Genomic DNA, 21,256 nt, shown 5'->3' with positions numbered 1-21,256 from the left:
GACTGCGCGGGTGGCGCCACGGCGCCACCCGTTTTCCTTCCCGAGACGTTTCTTTTCCGCCCTACAGTCGCGAAAGCTTCCATGCCAAATCTCTGGATCCTCATCATTATCGGCGTCGTCGCCGTCATGGGCTTCGTCGGAGCTCGCCAGCGTGCGCTCTCGTCCGGACAGGGCGACATCCGAAACCTTCATTCCCTGCCCAGTTTCTACGGCACGAACGCGATGCTGGCCGGTCTGATCCCGTCGCTGGTGGTCCTGGCCCTGTGGACCGCGTTCCAGCCGCTGGTGATCCAGTCCTCGGTCACCCATATCATCGAGGCCGACCAGGAGTTGAGCGACGGCCAGTTGAGCCTGGCCATGACCGATGTGCGCCGGATCGCCACGGGTCTGGAACTGGCCATCGAAACCGGCCGGTTGGACCTGAACCAGGTGATGGACATGCGCGCCGACGTCACCGACGTGCGCCCGCTTCTGGGGGAGATGGGCGTCGCCGTGGGCTCGGACGTGACGCCACGCGACCTGGATGCGGCGCAGCGTTTCGTCGCCATGGCGCAGACGGGCAACCTGTTGAAGACGGTGCTGGTCATCGCGCTGTCGGTCCTGGGCACGGCCTTTGCCTTCGTGCGCACCTCCGCCGTCTTCCGGGCACGTAACGCCGTCGAGCGGGTCACGATGGCGCTGCTGATCGCGGCGGCCTCGATCGCCATCCTGACCACCGTAGGCATCGTCCTGTCGATGATCGTCAACACGGTTGAATTCTTCCGTCTCTATCCGGCGACCGACTTCTTCTTCGGCACCCGCTGGAACGGCACCAGCCAGCTCGGCGTGCTGCCGCTGCTCTGGGGCACGCTCTACATCTCGGTGATCGCGCTGATCGTCGCGGTGCCGATCGGCCTCTTCGCGGCCATCTACCTCAGCGAATACGCCAGCCCGGCCGTGCGCAGCTTTGCCAAACCTGCGCTGGAGGTCCTGGCCGGCATCCCGACCATCGTCTACGGCCTCTTCGCCCTGCTGACCGTGGGGCCATTCCTGCTGCGGGTCTTCGGCTCGGGCGGGACCTTCGGGGTCGACTGGATGTCGGGCGCCACCGCCGTCATAACCGCGGGCGTCGTCATGGGCATCATGCTGATCCCCTTCGTCAGCTCGCTGTCGGACGACATCATCAACGCGGTGCCGCAGGCGATGCGCGACGGCTCCCTCGGCCTGGGCGCCACGCCGTCGGAAACCATCAAGCAGGTGGTCATGCCCGCCGCGCTGCCCGGCATCGTCGGGGCCATACTCCTGGCGGCCTCGCGGGCCATCGGCGAGACGATGATCGTTGTGCTGGGGGCAGGGGCCGCGGCCCGGCTGTCGATGAACCCCTTCGAGGCGATGACCACCGTCACCACCCGCATCGTCAGCCAGCTGACCGGCGACGCGGATTTCACCTCGGCCCAGGCGCTGGTCGCCTTCGCGCTCGGCATGACGCTCTTCGTCATCACCCTCGCGCTTAACGTCTTCGCGCTCTACATCGTGCGCAAATACCGGGAGCAGTACGACTAATGACCGACGCAACCGCATCCCATACGCCGCAGCCGGGGCAGGGCGGCGAGACGGCGAAATCCTCGCTCTTTACCGTCAGCCCGCGCACCCGTCGCCGCAATGCCTCCGAACGCCGGTTCAAGGCCTATGGCGTCACCGCGATCCTGCTGGGTCTGCTGTTCCTGTGCTTCCTGGTCTATTCGATCCTGTCGAAGGGCCTGCCGGCCTTCACCCGCACGGTGGCCGAGGTCGAGCTGACGCTGACCCAAGCGCAGATCGACGAGGCTGAAAGCACCCTGCTGAAGACCGGCGCCTACCGCGACCTGATGATCGCGGAACTGGGCAAAGTCCTGGGCGACGTGGAACCCGACGCCATCCAGCGGATCGTCGGCAACCCGGGCGCGATGCTGCGCAACTTCTACACCGCCAACCCCGACGCCATCGGCGACACCGTGGCGTTCGAGCTGCCGACCGCCAGCCGCGTCGACGGCTACTTCAAGGGGCGTATCACCCGTGAAGGTCAGGCCAATTCGACCTTCCTGACACCGGCTGACCTGGATCTGGCCGACCGGATGCAGGAAGAAGGCATCATCAAGCGCGAGTTCAACTGGCAGTTCCTGACCGGCGCCGAAGCCTCGGACGACAACCCCGTGGCGGCCGGGATCGGCGTGTCGGTGGTCGGCTCGCTCTACATGATGTTCGTGGTCCTGGCGCTGTCGCTGCCCATCGGTGTCGCCGCCTCGATCTACCTGGAGGAGTTCGCGCCGAAGAACCGTTTCACCGACCTGATCGAGGTGAACATCTCGAACCTGGCGGCGGTGCCCTCGATCGTCTTCGGTATCCTGGGCCTCGCGTTCTTCATCCAGTTCGCCGGCCTGCCGCGCTCCGCGCCGCTGGTCGGTGGCCTGGTGCTGACGCTGATGACCCTGCCGACGATCATCATCTCGACCCGCGCCTCGCTGCGCGCTGTGCCGCCGTCGATCCGCGATGCGGCGCTCGGGGTAGGGGCCTCGAAGATGCAGTCGGTCTTCCACCACGTGCTGCCGCTTGCCCTGCCGGGCATCCTGACCGGCACGATCATCGGCCTGGCGCAGGCCCTGGGTGAAACCGCGCCGCTGCTGCTGATCGGCATGGTCGGCTTCGTCGCCCTGCGCTACCCGGACACGATCGCCAGCGGCTTCCTCGACAGCAACTCGGCCATGCCGGCGCAGATCTACACCTGGGCCGCCCGCGCCGACCAGATCTTCTACGAAAAGGCCTGGGGGGGCATCATCGTGCTGCTGGTCTTCCTTCTGACCATGAACATCATCGCCGTCATTCTGCGCCGCCGTTTCGAGCGCCGCTGGTAAGAGATAGGATAGGGGACAGATCCATGTACGACGAGCCCGCCCTGGAGAGCAAAGTGACCAACAAAGACATCAAGATCGCGGCCCGGAACGTCCAGGTCTTCTACGGCGACACCCACGCCATCAAGGACGTGAACGTCGAGATCCAGGACAAGACCGTGACCGCCTTCATCGGCCCCTCGGGCTGTGGCAAATCCACCTTCCTGCGCTGCCTGAACCGGATGAACGACACCATCGACATCTGCCGCGTCGAGGGGGACATCCTGCTGGACAGCGAAGACATCTACGACAAGCGCGTGGATCCGGTGCAGCTGCGCGCCAAGGTCGGTATGGTCTTCCAGAAACCGAACCCCTTTCCGAAGTCGATCTACGACAACGTGGCCTACGGGCCGCGCATCCACGGCCTGGCCAAGAACAAGTCTGACCTGGACGAGATCGTCGAGAAGTCCCTGCGCCGCGGCGCCATCTGGGATGAGGTCAAGGACCGCCTGCACGCGCCCGGCACTGGCCTGTCTGGCGGCCAGCAGCAGCGTCTGTGCATCGCCCGCGCCGTGGCCACCGAACCCGAGGTCCTGCTGATGGACGAACCCTGCTCGGCGCTCGACCCGATCGCCACCGGCCAGGTCGAGGAGCTGATCGACGAGTTGCGCGACAGCTACAGTGTCGTCATCGTGACACACTCGATGCAGCAGGCCGCCCGCGTCAGCCAGAAGACGGCGTTCTTCCACCTGGGCAACCTGGTGGAATATGGCGAAACCAGCCAGATCTTCACGAACCCGGTCGACAGCCGCACCGAAAGCTACATCACGGGCCGGATCGGTTGATCCGGAGTAAGGGTGAGGAGCCCAGAAAATGATGGAAGAACAGCATATTGCCAGCGTATTCGACCGCGATCTCGAAGCGGTGCAGGCGCGGATCATGAAAATGGGTGGCCTGGTCGAACAGGCGATCCTGGAGGCCTCGGAGGCGCTGGAGGCGCGCGACGAGGAACTGGCCGAGAAGGTGCGCCGCGATGACCTGGCCATCGATGACCTGGAGGCGCTGATCCAAGAAGAATGCGCGCGGATCATCGCGCTGCGGGCGCCGACGGCGGGCGATTTGCGGATCGTCCTGTCGATCATGAAGATCGCCGGCAACCTGGAACGCATCGGCGACTACGCCAAGAACATGGCCAAGCGAACCTCGGTCCTGGTTCAGATGCAGCCAATTTCCGGCGCCCACACCGCGCTGCGCCGCATGGCGCGCGAGGTGGAGGGCATGCTGCGCGACTCGCTGGACGCCTACATCCAGCGCGATGCGACCCTGGCCAAGGATGTCATCGCCCGCGACCGCGATGTCGACCAGATGTACAACGCGCTGTTCCGCGAATTCCTGACCTTCATGATGGAAGACCCGCGCAACATCACCGCCTGCATGCACCTGCATTTCATCGCCAAGAACACCGAGCGGATGGGCGATCACGTGACCTCGATTGCCGAGCAGGTGGTCTACCTGGTGACCGGAGAGACCCCGGACGAAATGCGGGTGAAGGGCGACAAAACCTCGACCGACCCCTCGGTGGCGCCCGATGTGCCCCGCAGCGGAGATGCGTGACATGGCCGCAGATCAGCAACCGACGGTCCTGGTTGTCGAAGACGAGCCGGCCCAGCGGGAGGTTCTGGCCTACAACCTGGAGGCCGAGGGCTTCCGGGTGAGCCGGGCCGAGAACGGAGAGGAAGCCATCCTCCTGGTGGATGAGGTGGCGCCGGACATCATCGTGCTGGACTGGATGCTGCCGAACCTGTCGGGGATCGAGGTGTGCCGCCAACTGAAGATGCGTAGCGAGACGCGAGGCGTGCCGATTATCATGCTCTCGGCCCGGTCCGAGGAGGTAGACCGTGTTCGCGGCCTGGAAACCGGCGCCGACGACTACGTGGTGAAACCCTATTCGGTGATCGAGCTGATGGCCCGGGTGCGTGCACAACTGCGCCGGACGCGCCCGGCGTCGATGGGCGAACGGCTGGAATACGAAGACATCGTTCTGGATGCGGAAACCCATCGGGTGACCCGGACGGGCAAGGAGCTTAAGCTGGGGCCGACAGAGTTTCGACTGCTCTCGACCTTCATGGAAAAGCCGGGCCGCGTCTGGTCGCGTGAACAGCTTCTGGATCGGGTTTGGGGGCGTGACATCTACGTCGACACCCGGACCGTCGACGTCCATATCGGCCGGCTGCGCAAGGCGCTCTGTGCCCATGGCGGTGACGACCCGCTGCGTACCGTGCGCGGGGCCGGCTACGCGCTTGGCTAAGCTGAGCTGCGGCCTCTGGTGGACGGCGGAACCGCGTCACGGGCCCCGTGGCGCGGTTCTGCTTTCGGATCGACTGGCACCGGGGGCGGGGAGCGCGGCGCCAGCTTCAGCGGCTCTTGACAGGCGGCCGGATGGAACGTCTCGCAGCGCGCCCCTGGTCAAACAGATGCGCTGTGAATGGTGACACGGAATGCAAGCACCAGATCCGACGCAAACGCAGTTTCCCGATGGATGCGTAAGAACGGCATTGGTGGCAACAGGGGTAAGTTTTCGGCTGCCCGTCGAACGATCCTGGAAGATACCCCGATGCGTTATCCAGCGATCGGCAGGTTCAGCTCAATTGGTGGGGCATGAGGAGACGTTGAACGATCGCTCGCGCATGCCTCGTGAACTCCGGGTTTCACCGCCTCAGAAATGGCGATAATCAGTAAATTGCGTAGTCAAGACCTTTTTTAGCCGATTTTGAAGACGGCACCGAATGTTGTTTCGGAGGAAAAGGCGAGGGCTACATAGAGCGTGAACTAAATAGGAACGCTGACAAGCGAATTGAATTGCATAATTTTTGGATTTTCTCACCCTAGGGTTGTATTGCGCATCGTTGCCGCTGGCGATCCAGCCGGAGGCTGCGCATAGGTTAGGCCCCTTTGGGGGGGGAGTGGTCAACCCCCCTTGCGCAGCGCCCCCCAATCATGGGGGGCTGCGCTAAGTGGCACCAAGCAGCGCGCGCAGAGCGAACGGACAGAGGGCCGTGCTAACTGCAGAGGTGCGAGAGGGGGGACAGTGCAAAGTTGATAGTCAGCGGTCCCCGCTGAAAGGGTGAGAGGTAACGCTTATGGGAGCGTATCGCTTGGTCTTTGGAAGCGTTGCAAAAAAGGATGCCCGAAACCGTCGTTTCGGGCATCCTGCGACCACATCAAACGTGGTTGGGTGGTCGGGCTGGGGAAGGTGGAGTGTGTGGAAGCGTCAGCGCTTCCGGTCACACCACGGGACAAACGGCCGACTTCCGCCACCCTTGGATCGGGTGTTGTCGGGTCGCGGCTTGCACGTCGCCCGATCATCTGGTGGTGCCAGGACGGGTTTAGCCTCCCGTCGCCGGGAAGACTCGACGGGCTTCTTTTGTGCCTCGGCGCTCGCAATAGGTATGGATACCGAGGCCGGGGCGCGCCCATCTGAGATACGGGTGTTCGAACCCGGGCGCGGCGCGGTACTTTTCGACCTCGCCGTTTTCGTCGTAGACTCTTTCAAGGCCGAACTGACGCCTAATGGCGTCGTCTGAATAGGGGTAGAGGCAACCCGTGCAGGGTAGCTCTCTACCGCAACGCGCGATGAATTCCTCATCCCGGCGCTGCTGCGCTTTTTCTCGCGCTCGTCTTGCGACGAAGAGATCGACGTCTTCGAAGTCGTCCGGGTCTTCTTCCTGCGGGCCATTGAGTATCTCCAGATCAGCTTCGCTTCCTTCAAGGGAGGCGAGAAGGGTGGACCATTGCGGCGCGTTAGCGCCGGTGGTCCATGCTATGCGCTTGTTAAGCGCAACGAGGGCCCAGAGGGCCTTTTTTCGGAAGGAGCCGTTAGGCACCCAATACCCGGACATACCGGGCACCCGAAATTGAAGTTTGGGCATGACCGCGCCAGACACCAAAAGGCGTTCCATTTTCTGGAAGAGCCATTGCTCTCCGATAGCAGGGCGCTTGGACATGCCGAAGTAACCAGTCGCGAAGTTTTCGGCCTTGGCGGCGCGCATCGTCCCACGGGACTTTTCTTCGGTGAACTGGTCTTTGAGGCAGTAACTCAACACATAGGCCATGCCGCCTTCATCGGGTTCCTGAAACGTGCAGAAGCCGTAGTCCCAAAGAGACCAATTCAGGCGGCGCTTACGCTTGCCAACGGTGAGCATGTCGGAGAGCTTTTGCAGCCAGGTGCGCCGAAGTCGCACTTTCCCAAGCTTCCAAAGGGGAACATTGGAGTACAGGATCAGGTGCCAGTGGCAGCGCCCGTTCCGGTCGCCCTGTTCGCCTGCGCAGAGAAAACGAATGACAGGTGTCACGTTAAGCCGCTGGTCCTTCGCATAGCGGCGGGCAGCGGAGCGGAGACGCGCCAAGAAGGCGCGCACGTCCGCGTAACAGAAGATCTGCGCAGCATCCCTGCTTTCCTGCGTATCCTCGGAATAGGTCAGCGTGACGCTGAGAGTATGGGGCCAATGGGTCTTTTCAGCCATCGCTCGGGCAATCCAGTTGTGCCGGCGAGTGGCGATGCAGTCGTCACAGGTACGACATGCGAAGACTCTTCCGTCTTGCTCAATAGGTCGGGTGCACATGAGTCGAGTTCCTTTAAGTGCATACTGGAACTAGGGGGAATGCAAAGCCCCGGCCCCCACTTTCGTTAGGGGGCCGGGGCTTAGGCGCTAGCTTCCGAGAACCCGGAAGTTATCGCCGGAGAGAGGGAAGGACGGTTTGGCATCACAAGGAAGCCAGTCGTCAGAAACGACCTTGAAGCCAGGACAGAGCTTCGGGGCATAGTCGTTATGCCCGGAGACCTTTTCGAGGCCGGGGATTTCGGCCAGCTTGGCCTTGACGGCGAGGCGCTGCGATTCGGTGAAGTAATCACCGAACGTTCCCATGCGCTTGATTTTGGTACTTTCGATCAGCAGGAAGCCGAGAGAGCCGCGATTGCGCTCAATGCAGTGCGCTCCGATCATCTTGAACGGACGGCCCTCGAAGAAGGTACCGTCGGGCATGAAAAGGCCGTGATAGCCGAAGCCACGACTGAAACCCCGTTCAGTATGCCACTGGTTGACAGTGGTGAAGACCTGAAACGGGGTCATGTGTTTGAACTGGCCGGTGTTGATGGCGCAACAGTGTAGAATGGCCTCCCTAACGGGATAGCCTGCTTTTCCTTGATAAATCATGGTTTTATTTCACTTCTCGGAAGTGCCCACCGGGGGCCACGCGATATTCGCGGGTGAAATTGGCCCAGTTGGCGAATTGCTCGACCTCGACGCCGTGAGTACGAGCGGCGATGCGAACGGCAATGCCGAACGCGTCTTCAAAGTCGGGGGGCAAAGTGCTGCCCCCATCGACATGGAGAACGACAAAACCGCCTGCCTCTCGGTCGAATTCGAATTTCGCTGGCCAGCCGTGCTTGCGCAGGGCTTTCTGAACCAGCGTGGCGAAGTATTCCAACGCGCCCCGATCTTTCGGGACGCGCCAGGTACGCTTGACGTAGCGCCTGCTACTCATTGCCGCCTTCCGGCTGGGGTTCGGGCGCAGGCTCCGGATTGGGTTCCGGAGCGGGGGCAGGGCTCGGCTCCACAACGGGGGCCGGATCTTCCATCGGAGCGTTCGGGATGCGCTCGATCTGATCCAGCTTGCGCTGACGCCGCTCAGCGCCGTCATTGAGCGATTTCATCCGCGCGATCTGCAAACGCAACTCGCGTTCCATGCGACTCGCAGAAGTGGGCTGGAAGTCAGGATTTGCCCCGCTCTGATGCCGAAGGGGCGACTTGGAAATGCTGGTCAGAGAGCGAGGCTCAAGGACAGCAAGACCTGATTCGGGGCCAACCTGAAGCTGGGCACCATAGGGAACGAGATCCAGATACGGCCCGGTGGGCTGGATACCAGGAGGAACCGACACATCGGCCAGAACCTCGCCGGATTGAAGGTCGATGATGTCGACCTTGCCGCCGTTGGCGGACACGAAACGGGCGTTGCGCGTGATTTCGGTCATTCTTCATTGTCTCCGAAAACGTTTTCATCTTCGAGGACGGCGAGTTCCTCGACAGGGGTCGGGCCGAAGATGGTCGGGGTCTTGACGACGGCGGTATGGCTCAGGATGTAGGAGCAGACCTCCGCGTCGGTGACGAGGAACGGATCTTGAGGAAGGTCCTCCGGATAGAGGACGCTATCCGGACTGACCGACAGCGGAATGGTGTGCTGCCAGATCGCGTTCTTGTTCTCGACCGTTTCCGGATCGAGATTGCGCGTCAGACCGTAGTTGACATAGGTCCGCTTGAGGCCGTTGTTACCGACATAGAACGCAACGGTGTTCTCTTGACCGGGATCGACTTGATAGTCGAGGTCACGGAACGTGACCGGAACCGGGTCCAGAGCGAGTTCATCGGCGACGAAGTTTTCAGCGCCCCAGACGTCAGAGAGATAGGGATGCGGCTGGCCGCCGAGGGTTTCGTCAGGCTTGACGACAGCGAAGGTGATGATGTTTCCACCGAGTTCCGTCCGGGGGATCGGAACGGTGAAAGACATTTGAACAATGCTGTCGGACCGCAGAACCTCCGTCTGCACGCCAGCACTGTCGGTCGCCGGGACAATGTTGCGCCCGAAGGTCTTTTCCTGACGGGAAATGATGAAAGGAATCTTGCCACTGTCCATGGACAGGCCAAGCGCCCAGTTCAGCGCCATTTCCTCGCCGTACTCGGGGTTGTCGTCCACGATCTTGCGCATGGTGCGGGTGAGCCGGTCCATGGTCTCGGCGTTATAGAAGTCAGTCAGGCTGACTTCACCAGCAGCGTTGGACATGTCGGCGTAGATCTGGGGGACCTTGCCGGAATTGACGAGCATTTCGACGTTGTTACCCGAGGCTGAACGCTCGTAAACGACGTCGGACCCGTCGGCCTCTCTGGTGGTCACATTCGTATCCCACGACCCACCGGCAAGCATACCGATACCCTTGACCGGAACGTCCGACATATCGAACTTGACGGCCCCGTTGACACGGTCTTCGGGATCCAGAACGCCGTTGAGGCGGTCGAGGACAGTCTGGCCGATGAGGGCAGGGGTAATCGCCGTGTTGCTGTGCAGGACGGTGGACGCCTTCACGTACTTGCGCTGGCGAAGGAAATTCACGGCGGCGTTGTGGCAAAGCCGGACGCTTTCGCTAACCTTGAGTTGGCCGCCGATGGGACGCGGGACCACTCCGCAACGCTGGGCGATTTCGTTGTCGTCTTCGAGATCGAACAGAGGATTTCCGGAGCGGAGTTTCTCGCGGAGAACTTCCGTCATACCGGCATAGGCGGCGTCGGGATCCTTGATCGCGTCCATAGCCTGAGCCGGAACGAAGACGGAAATGAACTCGGCGGTGATGGGCGTCACGAGCCGCCCGACGATGGGGTCTAGCCACATCGAAATCTCTTGCGAGAGATAGCCGCCTTCGCTGCCGCGCACCTGGAACATCATGACGGGATTGAGCTTGCCCGCGCGGAACTTTCCGAACGGGGACTGCTGTTCGCGGCGGGAGCCGCGAGGGGTTTGATAGTTCATTTTTTTGCCTTGGATTTGAGTTTGCGGGAAATCGTCTTGAGGGATTTGGACAGCGCGGCTCTACGAGCGGCGCAGCCCTTGCAAGGCCGACGCTTCATCAGCGCGGCCCCGCAAACGGCGTGGGCCGATACATCGGGTAGTCGATGTACGGGGGGTCCCAGCGACGGGACTTTTTGGCGGTGCCAGGTGGACGCGCGTAGTCGCGCGGGTAGCCTTGATCGCCAAAGGTCAGATCATTGGTCGACCGTTTGGGGCCAAGAGTGGCCCGATTAGCGTAGATACGCGAACCGAGATACGAGGCGCCAAGAGCAGGCAAATCGGTGAACCCAAGGGGTTCATCACCGTCTAGCGTGGGAACGTAGATTGGAAAGTCAAAGACAGGATTGTCGATGACCATAAACCCGGGGCCGGTCGAAACTGGATTGTTATCGACCTCCCGCCGAGGATCGACGGGTAGGGTTTCGGACAGTTCCCTTAGAGGAACACCGCCAGAAGCATCAGAAGCACCAGAAACGCCGCTATCAACGTTAGCGGAATTAGAATTAGCGCCTTGAGCAGTTCGACCAGACCTTCCATCGGAAACCCCCATAGCCGACCGAATGGACGGCGTTGACACATTGCCGGAGTAAATCCCGCCAACTCGGGGACGGATTGTAAGGTCTTGTACCTTCTTTGCAAGCTGCGCGTTTTCCTCGCGCAGCTTTTGAGCTTCTCCTTCCTGCGCTGCTTTGTCTTGCATGCCGTCCGCCAAATGGAGGGCGGCATCAGCGATTGCCGATCCCATGAAGTTCTGGGAACCAGAGACAACAGCGCCTTGCGCATTCGCGCCAGCCGCTGGGTTGTAACCGGCATTTTCCAAGGCCGCCCGGATCTTGTCATAGGGCGGAACAACATATTTCGGCTTGGACTTCTTGCGGCCAAAGAGACCGCCAAGAAGGGAACCACCGACCTTGATGAGGGAAGCCGTCGTTGCAGGATCCATCAGGACACCCGATGCAACGGCTTCTTCGGAGCATTGGAGACATGAACCCCAAGGCCGGAAGAGCGCTTGTTCATGTCGGAAACCACTTTGGCTTCCGACACCCAGTAGATATCTGCGACAATCTGGATCGCTAGAGAAAGCTCGATCCGAGAATAGCGCTCACTGACCACGAATTGAACAAGACGCCAAAGCGCTTGGTCATATTCGTGAATGGGCGGGCGATCATCCGACATATCAGAGACCGCAGAACGCGCTGTAGCCCTCGGAATAGGCAACGGCAACAACCGTGCCCAGCGAAGCCAGGACCGAGGGAAGCACCGTCTTGAGGACGACACCCCAGACGGGACCCATGGGAAGGGTTTTAAGTTTGTTCAGCATGATGATACCTCTTGAAAACGGTCGAGGGAGCGGGATTGCCCCTCAACCAGAAGGTATCAAAATTGCTATAATCAGTATTATGTGATATTATGATAACTGCGCGTACGCTACGTATCGGAGCGAAAGCTCTGCCATGTCAGCGTTCTGGGCCGACTTGTTGACTAAACGCGTGAACCGACGTCGCCAAGCAATCCTCTGCAACCTGATCGCGCTCAGTGCATCTGCAGACTTCCTGGCCGTCCCTGCGCTCTACTCAATAGTGGTTCTTTCGGCCCCGATAGCCTTAGCGGGTGTTTCGTTAGCCCTGTCGTAGGCAGGATCCATCGGCCCGGATCGCTCACAATCCGCTGTTGCACCAGAAGAACCGTCAGATCGACGCGCAACCGTTGGGCCTGTGCATCGGGCGGTGTTCGCCAAGTCTACGATGCAAGACGGCGGAACGTCGAAGAGCCCAAGACAATAAATCAGAACAGTTCCACTCCGTTGCGCTCGACCGGCTCCGGCTTCGGCGCAGGCTGAACCACGTCAGGTGCTGCGGCGACGGTGCGTTGCATCACACGACCCTCGGCAACCATGAAGCGGATCTGTCGGGCCGATGTTCCCCCCAGGCTCTTGCCCAGAAGCGGAATGCCCTCACGTTCAAGGAACTCGACCACGAAGGCCCCGTTTGTGTGTCCAATGTCTGATAACCCGTTGATCATGTTGGCGCCGCCGAACACCTTGGCCTGCAGCCGCGACCGGACTGCGCCGAGCCGCACCAGCCCGTTGATCAACAACTCCATCGCGTTGACCCCGGCAAAGTCGTTGATGCCGAGGGCGGTATGAGATCGCGCCACAAGGATGTGGTTCATTCCGCCGCAGCCACGCACCGGATCCCAGATGCAGGTCGCGACGCAGGATCCGAGGATGGTGGTGATCATGCCGCCGACGGAGTCCGAAACTGCAAACTCGCCCTGCGTTATGTTGATATGTGGGCCCCTGCCCCTTGCTTCTCTCACCTCAGGATCCCTCAGTTTCGGCGCGCGGCGTCACAGGCCGTACAGATGGCCTGCGCGATCTGCGGCAACGGCAGCTGTGCGTCGAGGATCCCCAGTTCCGCAGCCGAGCGCGGCATGCCGTAGACTACGCTGGTGTCTTCGTCCTGGCCGATACATACGGATCCGTTTCTTTTCAGTTGCGCCATGCCGTCGGCGCCATCTTTGCCGAGTCCCGTCAGGATGACCGCCACGACGTTTTCCGCAGTCTCCACCCCGGACATGAACAGCTCGTCAACGGACGGGATGTGACCGTTGCGTTTTGGCGCGGCGATCGATGCTATCTGGATTTTGCGTCCCGCGCGTCGGATCCCTGTATGTTCCGCGCCGCCCGGCGCCAGATAGATCTGGCCCGCTTCGACCTCGGTCCCATCGCGTGCCAGCTGCACATGTTGCGGCAGCAGGTCATCGAGCCGACGTGCAAAGCTGACCAGGAAGCTCTCTGGCATGTGCTGTGAAATGACGATCGGCGGGCAGGTATTCGGCATCCTGCGCAGTACGGTCTCCACCGCAGCCACGCCTCCGGTTGAGGCGCCGATCAATACGACCTTTCCGTTCCAACGCCCAAACTGGGCCGTTTCCAGCGCAGGCTCATCCTGTGGAAATGGGGCCGGGCTTGCATCACGCCGGACGCGGCTGGCTGTGCGGACGCGTGAGACGAGCTTCTCCAGCGCGTCCTGGGTCATGCCAGCGATCGGTTTGGGCAGCACATCGACCGCACCGAGCGCCAAGGCCCGTACGGCATTATCGCTTCCCTGCTGCGTCACGGAGGAGAACATGACAACCGGCATCGGGCGCAGGCGCATCAGTCTTTCGAGAAATTCCAGCCCGGTCATTCGCGGCATTTCGACATCAAGGGTCAGCACATCCGGGTTCAGCTTCTTGATCATCTCTCGGGCCATGTAGGCGTCGCTCGCCACCCCCACGACCTCGATCATGGGATCCCTGCTCAGCGCGTGACGGATCAGCGTCTGGACCGAAGGCTGATCATCGACGATCAGAACCCGTGTCGCTTGGGAACCAGGCTGAGACCGGGATGGCGAGGGCGGCGAAGTCGGCATTTAGGCTCCGTTTACAGGCTGTATTGGCGGGCTAATTCAACGCGGCGATCAGGCAGAGCCACCGCGTGCTTCGGTCAGAAGGCGTGAGGCTTGCGCCTAGAAGTCTTCCCAATCGCTGGCGCTCGGCGCGGGGCGCGGGGCCAGAGCGAGATTGCCCTGACGGCCCGCTGCGGCGGTAGCGCCTCGTCCTGCCGGACGAGCGGATGCGCCCCGTCGTGTGTCTCGTTCGTATCCAGATGCGCCAGACACCCGGAAATGCCCGATTGTCTCCGTCAGGTTCGTTGCCCGCTGTGCCAGCTGGTGACTGGCCGAGGTCGTCTCCTCGAACATAGCGGCATTCTGCTGGGTCACGTGATCGATCTGGTTCACTGCGGAGTTGACCTGGTTCAAGCCGATGCTCTGTTCCTTTCCTGCCTGTGCGATCTCGGCGATGTAATCGGAGATCTCCGAGATTGAGCTGACGATCTTCTTCAAGGTTTCGCCGGTCACGCCGACCAGTTCGACCCCTCGGGAGACATGTTGACCGGAAACCGTTATCAGTTGGTTGATCTCTGCCGCGGCATTGGCGCAACGCTGTGCCAGGGCGCGAACCTCTGTGGCAACAACCGCGAAACCCCGGCCCGCCTCCCCCGCCCGCGCGGCCTCGACGCCGGCGTTAAGGGCCAGAAGGTTCGTCTGAAAAGAGATGTCGTCGATCACCGAGATGACCTTCATAATCTCCTTCGAGGAGCTGGAGATCTCGGCCATCGCGGTCTCCGCCTCATCCACGACGGACCCGCTCTGCTCGGCACGGGCGCGCGCCTCGGTGACCACCTGGTTGGCGCGGGCGGCGCCATCTGCGGTCTGGGCGATGTTGGTCGTCAGCTCGTCCAGGCTGGCCGCGGTGTCCTGCAGGGTCATTGCCTGTCGCTCTGTCCGCTGCGACATGTCGTCGGCGGCTTTCACGATCTCCGCGGTCTCGCTGTGCATCTCGCTGGTCTGCTGGGCGATGTTGCGCATCGCGCGGGTCAGGTTTTCCAACGCGTCGTTGAAGTCGGTGCGCAGCTGCTCATATTCGGGCGCGAAGGCATCGTTCAGCCGGCTGGTCAGATCGCCGTTGGAGATGTCCCGCATACCGATGCGCAGCGCATCCACCACCTTCTCCTGGGCGGCCTGCATGGCCTTCTGGCGCGCCTCGGACTCGCGCAGCTGCTGTTGGGCCGCAGTCACATCCGACCCGATCAACGTCATCCCGGTGGCCTCTCCGCGCCGGTCGATGATGGGATAGAGCCCGCCTTCGACCAGGGCGTCCTCGCGGCCCGGACGGGTGATGAGGAAGCGCCCCTGCACCGCTTCGGCCTGTTGGAGCCGTGCCAGCAGCGGTGTGTCTGACTCGGCCCCGTCCAGTCGGATCCGCTCTGCCATGTCGCGCCCCTGAAGATCTGCGGCCGTACAGCCGGCGAGCGTCAGGAAGTTATCGTTCAGGCGTTGGAACCGTCCCGCACCATCACATTCGGCAAAGATCTGTCCGCTGTCGATGGCGTTCAGGACGGATGTGCGCCGACGCTCCTCGGTGACATCGACCCATTCGACGACCAGCCCTGCAAAGCTTTGATCGGGCGCGAACACAGCGTTCAGCTCGATCTGTATGCGGGCATCTCCCACGCGGATGTCGGTGCGGAACGGCAGCTTGTCCGGCTGGGTGATCAGCGCGCGGATCTGCCCTGGGTGGGCATGGAAGATGTCCATGTTCACCCCGATCAGTTCGTCCGGATCGAAGGTCGCCAGGATCTTTCGGAATTCGCTCACCTGATCGTGCATCATGTCGCGCACCGCCTGGTTCATGTAGGTGATGTTGAAATCCTCGTCGGTAATCATCAGCGCCGCCGAGGTGGAGGCCAGTGCCGCGCTCTTGAACGCAGATTCCACCTGGATCGCATGGGATTTCGACAGGGTATTCCGCAGATCTTCGAGCGAGCGTGATATGGTGCCCAACTCGTCGCGTCGCGAGACATGGGGCACCGGCGTATCGTAGTCCTCCTGGCTGACAGCCGAAATGCTATGGGTCAGGTCCCGCAGGGGTCGCGTCACGCTCAACGCGAGAAGGGTCCCGACCACGGCGGCGAAGACAAGAATGATCCCGCCGTAAAGCAATGTGTTCGACAGGAAATCCGAAACCGGCAGGAGCATTTCAGCCTCGGCCTTGCTGACCAGGGACAGCCAGGAGGCGCCCATGACCTCTGCCGGGGCCGCTGCCGTGATCATGCCTGGCCGCTTGATCTGCGGCAGCGACTCCTCAATCAGCACCGTCTCTCCATCCAAGGCACGGGCGAGATCACCCATCGGATCCAGCGCCGCGTCGGTCCAGTCCGGCGCCGCCGTGCGGGCCGCCCCGTCGCTCCCGATGATGAAGGCCTGGCCGCTTTCGCCCAAGCCGCCGGCGGCGCCGAGACTGGTGGTGATCGTCGCGGCGTTGAGGCGCAAGACGATCGCCCCGAGCGCCACGTTTTTGCCGTGCGCCACAGGCGCCATGACGAATGCCGAGGCTTCGCCGGACAGGTCATGCGGCGAGAAGTCGACAAAGGCCGTCGCGCCACTCTCATGTTCGGCCAGCAGGTCGAGAGCCCGGGCGAACATCGGGTCGGCGGGAAATTCGGTTCCGTCGACCCCGAACTCCGCCCCCTTGTTGATCGAGTAGATCACTGTGCCCGCCGGATTCAGCAGGAGGATGTCTGCATAGCCGCCGCGCTGCGCAACGGACTGAAAATGTTCGTGAAACCGGCTGTGAATGCGCGAATAGACCGATCCGTCGCCGGCATCGATCAGCTCTGCACCCTGCCCCGTGGCATAGAGCGCCTGCAGGTCCTCGCGGGCGGAGGGGCCGAGGGTTTGCCAGGCGGCGTGGAAACTGCGCAGGGCATTGTAGACCAGGGGGTTATTCGCCTGTAGCGACAGGTCGGTCTGCACCTCTGCTGCCCAGATTTCCAGCTCATCGGCGCGGGTGCGCGCGATCTGCCGGATTTCCTGTTCGCCCGAGGCGATCAGTGTCCGCTTGGCCGAGGAGTAGGAGAAGACCACCAGCACCGCCAGAGACAGCGCGACGATCAGGAAGAAGGCCGCCGGCAGGCGAAAGGCGATGCGTATACTCGAAAGACCCATGTCATTCCCCTGGTTGTCCTGGTCGCGGCCCGAGCGATGGATCGCGCGGCCCCGGCAGCCGCCCTTGGGGGAACGGTCCGCCGGGCGCAGGTTTGGCGCCCAGCCGTGAAAATTGCTTTAATCTGCCTCTGCCAGCGGTCGGCCTTCCGCGGCGAATTAGTGACAATTGCAGAAAGTGCGGCGCCACATGGCGGGCGGTCCCGGGGTCAGACCAGCCCGAGATCACGCGCCAGCAGCGCGGCATGGGTGCGGTTGCGGGCGCCCAGCTTGCGGCTCAGCCGCTGCATGTGCAGCTTCACCGTGACCTCCCTCAGGTCCAGAGCCCGCGCAATCTCCTTATTCGACTGTCCACGCGCGAGGCCGGCCAGGACCTCCTGCTCTCGCGGGCTCAGGACGACGTCACCGGCCGGACGTCCGGGGGCATGGCGCAGGATCTCGTCCAGCACCGCCGCGGGCGGCAGCGCCTTGCCGAGGATCGCTGTGACCCCGGCGTCGCGCGCGCTTTCTGCCGTTTCAGCGTCATGTGCACCCGCGGTCAGCAAGACGGGCACCGGCCCGAAGACCGAGCGCAGCTTGCAGATACCCTCCGGCAAGGTCAGATCCCGCAGCCGCAGGTCGAGCAGCACCAGGTCTGGCCTGCCGGGCAGGCCAGACGCCGTCGACAGACTGTCGGCGCAGGTCACATCCAGGCCGCGTGCGGCCAGCCAGGCGGCCAGGGTGTCTCGCAGCAGGGCGTGGTCATCGATGAACAGCAGATGCAAGGGCGCACCGCCCTGCCCCGTGGCTGCTTTGCTTTCCTCCGTCACGGACCGATCCCTTGCCAGTCGCCGCCGACAACCCGGTCGGCACTACAGGGAACATTAAGGTATTGGGGTTAGCCATTCCCTTAACGGCGCTCATTGGGCGCCAGGCCATGCCGTCGTCCCGTGCCGCCCTGCGCCCGTTCGGGCCGGTCCACCATTTCCTGCGAGGAGATCGCTGATGCCCCTGTCGCCCGCCCTGTCCCCGCTGCCATTCCTGCGCCATATCCTCGCAACGCTTTTCCTGGGCCTGTCTGCCTTGCTCGCGGCCTTGCCACCGAACGGCGCGACAGCCCAGGACGCCCCCCTGCTGCGCCTGACTCTGGGTGACGAGGTCATAACCTACGATCTGGCGGCCCTGCAGGACATGCCGGCAACCGTGTTCGAGACCACGACGATCTGGACCGAAGGCGTGCAGGCGTTTCGCGGGATCCGGATGACCGATTTCCTGGCACGCCACGGAATCGAGGGAGGGGTGGTTCAGCTGATTGCGGCCAATGACTACGCCATCGAGATCCCCGTGGACAGCTTTCGCCCCGACGGTGCGATCCTGGCCTACGAGCGCAACGGCAGGCCCATGACCCTGCGCAGCAAGGGCCCGCTGTGGCTCGTCTATCCCTATGATTCTTCGTCCGACTTCCGGTCCGAGGTGATCTATTCCAACTCGATCTGGCAGCTTGACCGGATCATCGTGAAATAGGCCCGTGGCGCGCCGCAGGCCGGTGCGGGCGGCAGCTCTGGCGGAGGTGGCAATGGCGCCCAGGGGCGCATCGAAAGAGACACAGTCCGGCACCGGATCGGAGGCGCCACGCGCCAGCCTGGATGCCGGGGTGCTTCGGTTGGCGGTTCTGGCGGGAATCACCGCGCTCTGCCTCGTCGTCATCGTCTACCTGCTGACCGAGGTGCGGCAGAAACTGGATGAGCTTGCCTCCTCACCCGCCGACAACATGCAATGGAGCCTGGCGCAGCTTGAGGTCGAATACCTGAAACTTCAGGATGCGACGTCCCGGGCGCGTCTGGCTAAACTCACCCGAGAGCCACAGGATTTGACGGCGCGCGGGGCGGGTCCTGGCGGTTCAGGGGATCAGGGCGAGACCCAGCCCCTGCCGTCCGCGCTGCGCGAGTTGCGCCGCCGCTACGACATCCTCTATGCCCGGTTCGAAACTTTGGGGACGGCCTCTCTCTACAACCGTGCCCTGCGCCACCCGGCCCAGGGGGGCACCTTCGACCGCATCCGCACCGAGGTCTACGCACTTGCGCCACTGATCGACGGCTCAGACCCGGCGCTGACGGAGGCGCTGGCGGTCCTTGATGTCCGGCTGGAGGACATGCGGCCGGATCTGCGCCGCATGCTCTCCATGGCGAACCTGCGGCTGGTGGCACAATCGGACACGGCGCGACTGGACGTCCAGTCGGTCCTGAAGGGGCTTGCGGCCGCCAGCCTCGTCCTGTTGGGCGCGTTGACGGCGATGGTGGTCCTCTTCCGTTCCCTCGCGCGTGTCTCGCAGAAGCGGCTGGAGCAGAAACGCGTGGCCTCGGCGCGCCTCGAAACCATCTTCTCCACCTCGCGGGATGCCATCCTCATGCTCGATTCCCGCGGGAAGATCATCGACACCAACCGGGCCGCGGCGGAGATGTTCGCGATCTCTCCCGAACGGGTGATCGGCCAGCCCGTCGGCCGTCTGTTGCGGCGCGACGGGACGGACGGCAGCACGGCGATTTCCGGCCGTGCCCTCTTCGACGCCTGTGCCGTCGGCCCGCGCACCGGCTATCGGCTGATCGCCCGACGCTGCGACGGGCATCGCATCCCGGTTGAGCTGTCGATGGACAGTTCCGACAGCCAGGGGGCCCCGATCCTGGTCTGCGTGATCCGTGACATTTCGCACCAGGTCGCGGCAGATGCGGAGCTGAAGGCCTCGCGAGACAAGGCCCTGGCGGCCGAACGAGCGAAGGCGCGGTTCCTCGGGGTCATCAGCCATGAGATGCGCACGCCCCTGAACGGCATCCTGGGGGCGATCGACCTGATGGCCGAGAACGACGATCCGGCGGAGGGGCGACGCTTTCTGGAGGTCGTGCGCGGCTCTGCCCAGACCTTGTTGCAACTGGTGAACGACGTGCTGGACATCACCCAGATCGAGGGCGGCGACGTGGCGATCCGGCGCGCCCCTTTCGACCTGGATGCTCTCATCGACGACATCCTTGCCAGCGAGATGCCGCGGGCGCGCGCGCAGGACAACCGGCTGGCCCGCATCGGCGCGGGGGCCACCGGCTGGGTCCTGGGCGACGCGACCCGACTGCGCCAGGTGCTGCTGAACCTGGTGTCCAACGCGGTGAAGTTCACCCGCTTTGGCTCGATCAGCGTCGAGCCGCGCCAACAGGGGGACCGGATGGAAATCCTGGTGCGTGACACCGGCATCGGCATGACGATGGAGGAAGCGGGGCGCGTCTTCGACGACTTCGTCCGGCTCGACGGGGCGATCCGTCATCAGATCCAGGGCACCGGCCTGGGCCTGGGGATCGCCCGACAACTTGCCCGCGCCATGGGCGGTGACATCGAGGTGGCCTCGGCCCCCGGCAAGGGCAGCGTCTTCACCCTGTCCCTGCCCCTTCCGGCGGCCTCTCCTCCCGTGGAGCCGCCCGCCCCCAATACCGAACCCGGCCCGGTCCAGGTGTCGCCACAACGGATCCTGCTGGTGGAGGACAATGCCACCAACCGTTTCGTCGCCCGGCGGCTGCTGGAACGGGACGGGCACCGCGTGACCGAAGCTGCCGACGGACGCGAAGGGGTGGCTGCGGCGGCGGAGACGGCCTTCGATATCATCCTGATGGATGTCTCGATGCCGGTGATGGACGGGTTCGAGGCCGCCGCGGCGATCCGCGCCGGCCCCGGTCCGAACCGGTCAACCCGCATCGTCGCACTGACCGCCCATGTCGGAGAGGAGGTGACGGAGCGCCTGCGCGCCGCCGGTCTCGACGACGTGGTGGCCAAACCGATCCGCGCCCGGGTCATCCGGCGTCTGCTGGCCGACCCCGATGGCGTGCGCGGCCCGTCGCGCCGTCTGACCCCGCCGCAGGAGGCACTTGGCCCCGTCCGCCGCATGGGGCCACCGGACGACTCGAGCGAAGGCTAGGCGGAGCATCATCGGGCCGCGACGGCACGCGCGCCGGTCGGGCTGACCTTTGATCCAAGTCACGGTGGCACCGCGAGGCCTGCCCGGGTATCAGAGGACCCGGCGCGCGCGGCCTGACGCGTGACGGACTGTGTCCCCGGTGTCTCCCTCGGGTGAGACACCACTGCGCCAGGGCCTCGTTGGACGCAGCTAGTGCGCGCTGTCTCCAAGGCGTGCGCGCCGAAAAAGGGACTTGCCGGATGGGCCCGTGTGGCGCACCTAGAGATCCGCATCGTCTGGCCGAGCCAGCTCTGCAAAGAAAGGAACGA

The 21,256-nt window shown here is 63.2% G+C and carries 19 protein-coding genes; 7 read left to right on the top strand and 12 right to left on the bottom strand.

Features of this window, described 5'->3' with window-relative positions; genetic code table 11:
* The first annotated feature begins 81 nt into the window (after positions 1–81).
* Genes pstC through phoB form a run of 5 tightly spaced genes read left to right on the top strand, consistent with a single transcriptional unit; the run spans position 82 to position 5,154 of the window.
* Positions 82–1,542, top strand: coding sequence for a phosphate ABC transporter permease subunit PstC (pstC, locus tag CVM50_RS12605; RefSeq protein WP_085886773.1), 1,461 nt, complete (start codon positions 82–84; stop codon positions 1,540–1,542).
* Positions 1,542–2,870: a phosphate ABC transporter permease PstA gene (gene pstA / locus CVM50_RS12600; protein ID WP_085886772.1), complete on the top strand. Its 1,329-nt coding sequence runs from the start codon at positions 1,542–1,544 to the stop codon at positions 2,868–2,870. The genes pstC and pstA overlap by 1 nt, the downstream gene beginning before the upstream one ends.
* 23 nt (positions 2,871–2,893) lie before the next feature.
* Positions 2,894–3,691: a phosphate ABC transporter ATP-binding protein PstB gene (gene pstB, locus CVM50_RS12595; RefSeq protein ID WP_085886771.1), complete on the top strand. Its 798-nt coding sequence runs from the start codon at positions 2,894–2,896 to the stop codon at positions 3,689–3,691.
* 31 nt (positions 3,692–3,722) lie between these two features.
* Positions 3,723–4,460, top strand: a complete 738-nt coding sequence (gene phoU, locus CVM50_RS12590; protein ID WP_085887260.1) for a phosphate signaling complex protein PhoU — start codon at positions 3,723–3,725, stop codon at positions 4,458–4,460.
* Between the two features lies 1 nt (position 4,461).
* Entirely contained in the window at positions 4,462–5,154 is a 693-nt protein-coding gene (phoB, locus tag CVM50_RS12585; RefSeq protein ID WP_085886770.1) for a phosphate regulon transcriptional regulator PhoB, read from the top strand.
* A gap of 1,078 nt (positions 5,155–6,232) precedes the next feature.
* Here phoB and CVM50_RS12580 read toward each other — a convergent pair.
* The 12 genes from CVM50_RS12580 to CVM50_RS12540 form a co-directional block, all read right to left on the bottom strand.
* Positions 6,233–7,369 (bottom strand): rolling circle replication-associated protein, encoded by a 1,137-nt coding sequence (locus CVM50_RS12580; protein WP_143515575.1) that lies wholly within the window; start codon positions 7,367–7,369, stop codon positions 6,233–6,235.
* A 186-nt stretch (positions 7,370–7,555) separates the two neighbouring features.
* Positions 7,556–8,059 (bottom strand): peptidoglycan recognition protein family protein, encoded by a 504-nt coding sequence (locus CVM50_RS12575; RefSeq protein WP_085886768.1) that lies wholly within the window; start codon positions 8,057–8,059, stop codon positions 7,556–7,558.
* A gap of 4 nt (positions 8,060–8,063) precedes the next feature.
* On the bottom strand, positions 8,064–8,390 hold the full coding sequence (locus tag CVM50_RS12570) for a hypothetical protein (RefSeq protein ID WP_085886767.1): 327 nt from the start codon (positions 8,388–8,390) through the stop codon (positions 8,064–8,066).
* Positions 8,383–8,877: a hypothetical protein gene (locus CVM50_RS21375; protein WP_085886766.1), complete on the bottom strand. Its 495-nt coding sequence runs from the start codon at positions 8,875–8,877 to the stop codon at positions 8,383–8,385. Before CVM50_RS21375 ends, CVM50_RS12570 begins: the two co-directional genes overlap by 8 nt.
* Complete coding sequence (locus CVM50_RS12565; protein WP_085886765.1) at positions 8,874–10,424, bottom strand: hypothetical protein; 1,551 nt, start codon at positions 10,422–10,424, stop codon at positions 8,874–8,876. Before CVM50_RS12565 ends, CVM50_RS21375 begins: the two co-directional genes overlap by 4 nt.
* A 97-nt stretch (positions 10,425–10,521) precedes the next feature.
* The gene (locus tag CVM50_RS21370) at positions 10,522–11,406 is read right to left on the bottom strand and encodes a hypothetical protein (protein ID WP_143515574.1); all 885 of its coding nucleotides are present in this window, start codon (positions 11,404–11,406) and stop codon (positions 10,522–10,524) included.
* Complete coding sequence (locus CVM50_RS21365) at positions 11,406–11,639, bottom strand: hypothetical protein (protein WP_143515573.1); 234 nt, start codon at positions 11,637–11,639, stop codon at positions 11,406–11,408. Before CVM50_RS21365 ends, CVM50_RS21370 begins: the two co-directional genes overlap by 1 nt.
* A 1-nt stretch (position 11,640) precedes the next feature.
* Entirely contained in the window at positions 11,641–11,784 is a 144-nt protein-coding gene (locus tag CVM50_RS21360; protein ID WP_157792183.1) for a hypothetical protein, read from the bottom strand.
* A gap of 464 nt (positions 11,785–12,248) precedes the next feature.
* A complete protein-coding gene (locus CVM50_RS12555) occupies positions 12,249–12,704 on the bottom strand; it encodes a chemotaxis protein CheD (RefSeq protein ID WP_085886763.1) in 456 nt (151 codons plus the stop codon).
* Positions 12,705–12,793: 89 nt separating this feature from the next.
* Positions 12,794–13,879: a protein-glutamate methylesterase/protein-glutamine glutaminase gene (locus tag CVM50_RS12550; RefSeq protein ID WP_085886762.1), complete on the bottom strand. Its 1,086-nt coding sequence runs from the start codon at positions 13,877–13,879 to the stop codon at positions 12,794–12,796.
* Between the two features lie 96 nt (positions 13,880–13,975).
* Entirely contained in the window at positions 13,976–17,017 is a 3,042-nt protein-coding gene (locus tag CVM50_RS12545) for a methyl-accepting chemotaxis protein (protein ID WP_085886761.1), read from the bottom strand.
* Between the two features lie 206 nt (positions 17,018–17,223).
* Positions 17,224–17,823 carry a response regulator transcription factor gene (locus CVM50_RS12540; RefSeq protein ID WP_085886760.1) on the bottom strand — a complete coding sequence of 200 codons (600 nt, stop codon included), beginning with the start codon at positions 17,821–17,823 and terminating at the stop codon, positions 17,224–17,226.
* A gap of 175 nt (positions 17,824–17,998) precedes the next feature.
* On the opposite strand from CVM50_RS12540, the gene CVM50_RS12535 reads away from it, so the two are divergent.
* Positions 17,999–18,517, top strand: coding sequence for a molybdopterin-dependent oxidoreductase (locus tag CVM50_RS12535; RefSeq protein WP_085886759.1), 519 nt, complete (start codon positions 17,999–18,001; stop codon positions 18,515–18,517).
* A 52-nt stretch (positions 18,518–18,569) separates the two neighbouring features.
* Complete coding sequence (locus CVM50_RS12530; RefSeq protein ID WP_085886758.1) at positions 18,570–20,948, top strand: hybrid sensor histidine kinase/response regulator; 2,379 nt, start codon at positions 18,570–18,572, stop codon at positions 20,946–20,948.
* Positions 20,949–21,256: the final 308 nt, after the last annotated feature.

The sequence above is a fragment of the Pseudooceanicola marinus genome (assembly GCF_002786295.1).
Classification (GTDB): Bacteria; Pseudomonadota; Alphaproteobacteria; order Rhodobacterales; family Rhodobacteraceae; genus Pseudooceanicola; species Pseudooceanicola marinus.
This window is presented reverse-complemented; position numbering and strand designations above follow the sequence as displayed.

Coding starts and splice junctions, on each gene's coding strand:
- pstC (WP_085886773.1), top strand. CDS start 82: ATGCCAAATCTCTGGATCCTCATCATTATCGGCGTCGTCGCCGTCATG.
- pstA (WP_085886772.1), top strand. CDS start 1,542: ATGACCGACGCAACCGCATCCCATACGCCGCAGCCGGGGCAGGGCGGC.
- pstB (WP_085886771.1), top strand. CDS start 2,894: ATGTACGACGAGCCCGCCCTGGAGAGCAAAGTGACCAACAAAGACATC.
- phoU (WP_085887260.1), top strand. CDS start 3,723: ATGGAAGAACAGCATATTGCCAGCGTATTCGACCGCGATCTCGAAGCG.
- phoB (WP_085886770.1), top strand. CDS start 4,462: ATGGCCGCAGATCAGCAACCGACGGTCCTGGTTGTCGAAGACGAGCCG.
- CVM50_RS12580 (WP_143515575.1), bottom strand. CDS start 7,369: ATGGCTGAAAAGACCCATTGGCCCCATACTCTCAGCGTCACGCTGACC.
- CVM50_RS12575 (WP_085886768.1), bottom strand. CDS start 8,059: ATGATTTATCAAGGAAAAGCAGGCTATCCCGTTAGGGAGGCCATTCTA.
- CVM50_RS12570 (WP_085886767.1), bottom strand. CDS start 8,390: ATGAGTAGCAGGCGCTACGTCAAGCGTACCTGGCGCGTCCCGAAAGAT.
- CVM50_RS21375 (WP_085886766.1), bottom strand. CDS start 8,877: ATGACCGAAATCACGCGCAACGCCCGTTTCGTGTCCGCCAACGGCGGC.
- CVM50_RS12565 (WP_085886765.1), bottom strand. CDS start 10,424: ATGAACTATCAAACCCCTCGCGGCTCCCGCCGCGAACAGCAGTCCCCG.
- CVM50_RS21370 (WP_143515574.1), bottom strand. CDS start 11,406: ATGGATCCTGCAACGACGGCTTCCCTCATCAAGGTCGGTGGTTCCCTT.
- CVM50_RS21365 (WP_143515573.1), bottom strand. CDS start 11,639: ATGTCGGATGATCGCCCGCCCATTCACGAATATGACCAAGCGCTTTGG.
- CVM50_RS21360 (WP_157792183.1), bottom strand. CDS start 11,784: ATGCTGAACAAACTTAAAACCCTTCCCATGGGTCCCGTCTGGGGTGTC.
- CVM50_RS12555 (WP_085886763.1), bottom strand. CDS start 12,704: ATGATCACCACCATCCTCGGATCCTGCGTCGCGACCTGCATCTGGGAT.
- CVM50_RS12550 (WP_085886762.1), bottom strand. CDS start 13,879: ATGCCGACTTCGCCGCCCTCGCCATCCCGGTCTCAGCCTGGTTCCCAA.
- CVM50_RS12545 (WP_085886761.1), bottom strand. CDS start 17,017: ATGGGTCTTTCGAGTATACGCATCGCCTTTCGCCTGCCGGCGGCCTTC.
- CVM50_RS12535 (WP_085886759.1), top strand. CDS start 17,999: ATGCCCCTGTCGCCCGCCCTGTCCCCGCTGCCATTCCTGCGCCATATC.
- CVM50_RS12530 (WP_085886758.1), top strand. CDS start 18,570: ATGGCGCCCAGGGGCGCATCGAAAGAGACACAGTCCGGCACCGGATCG.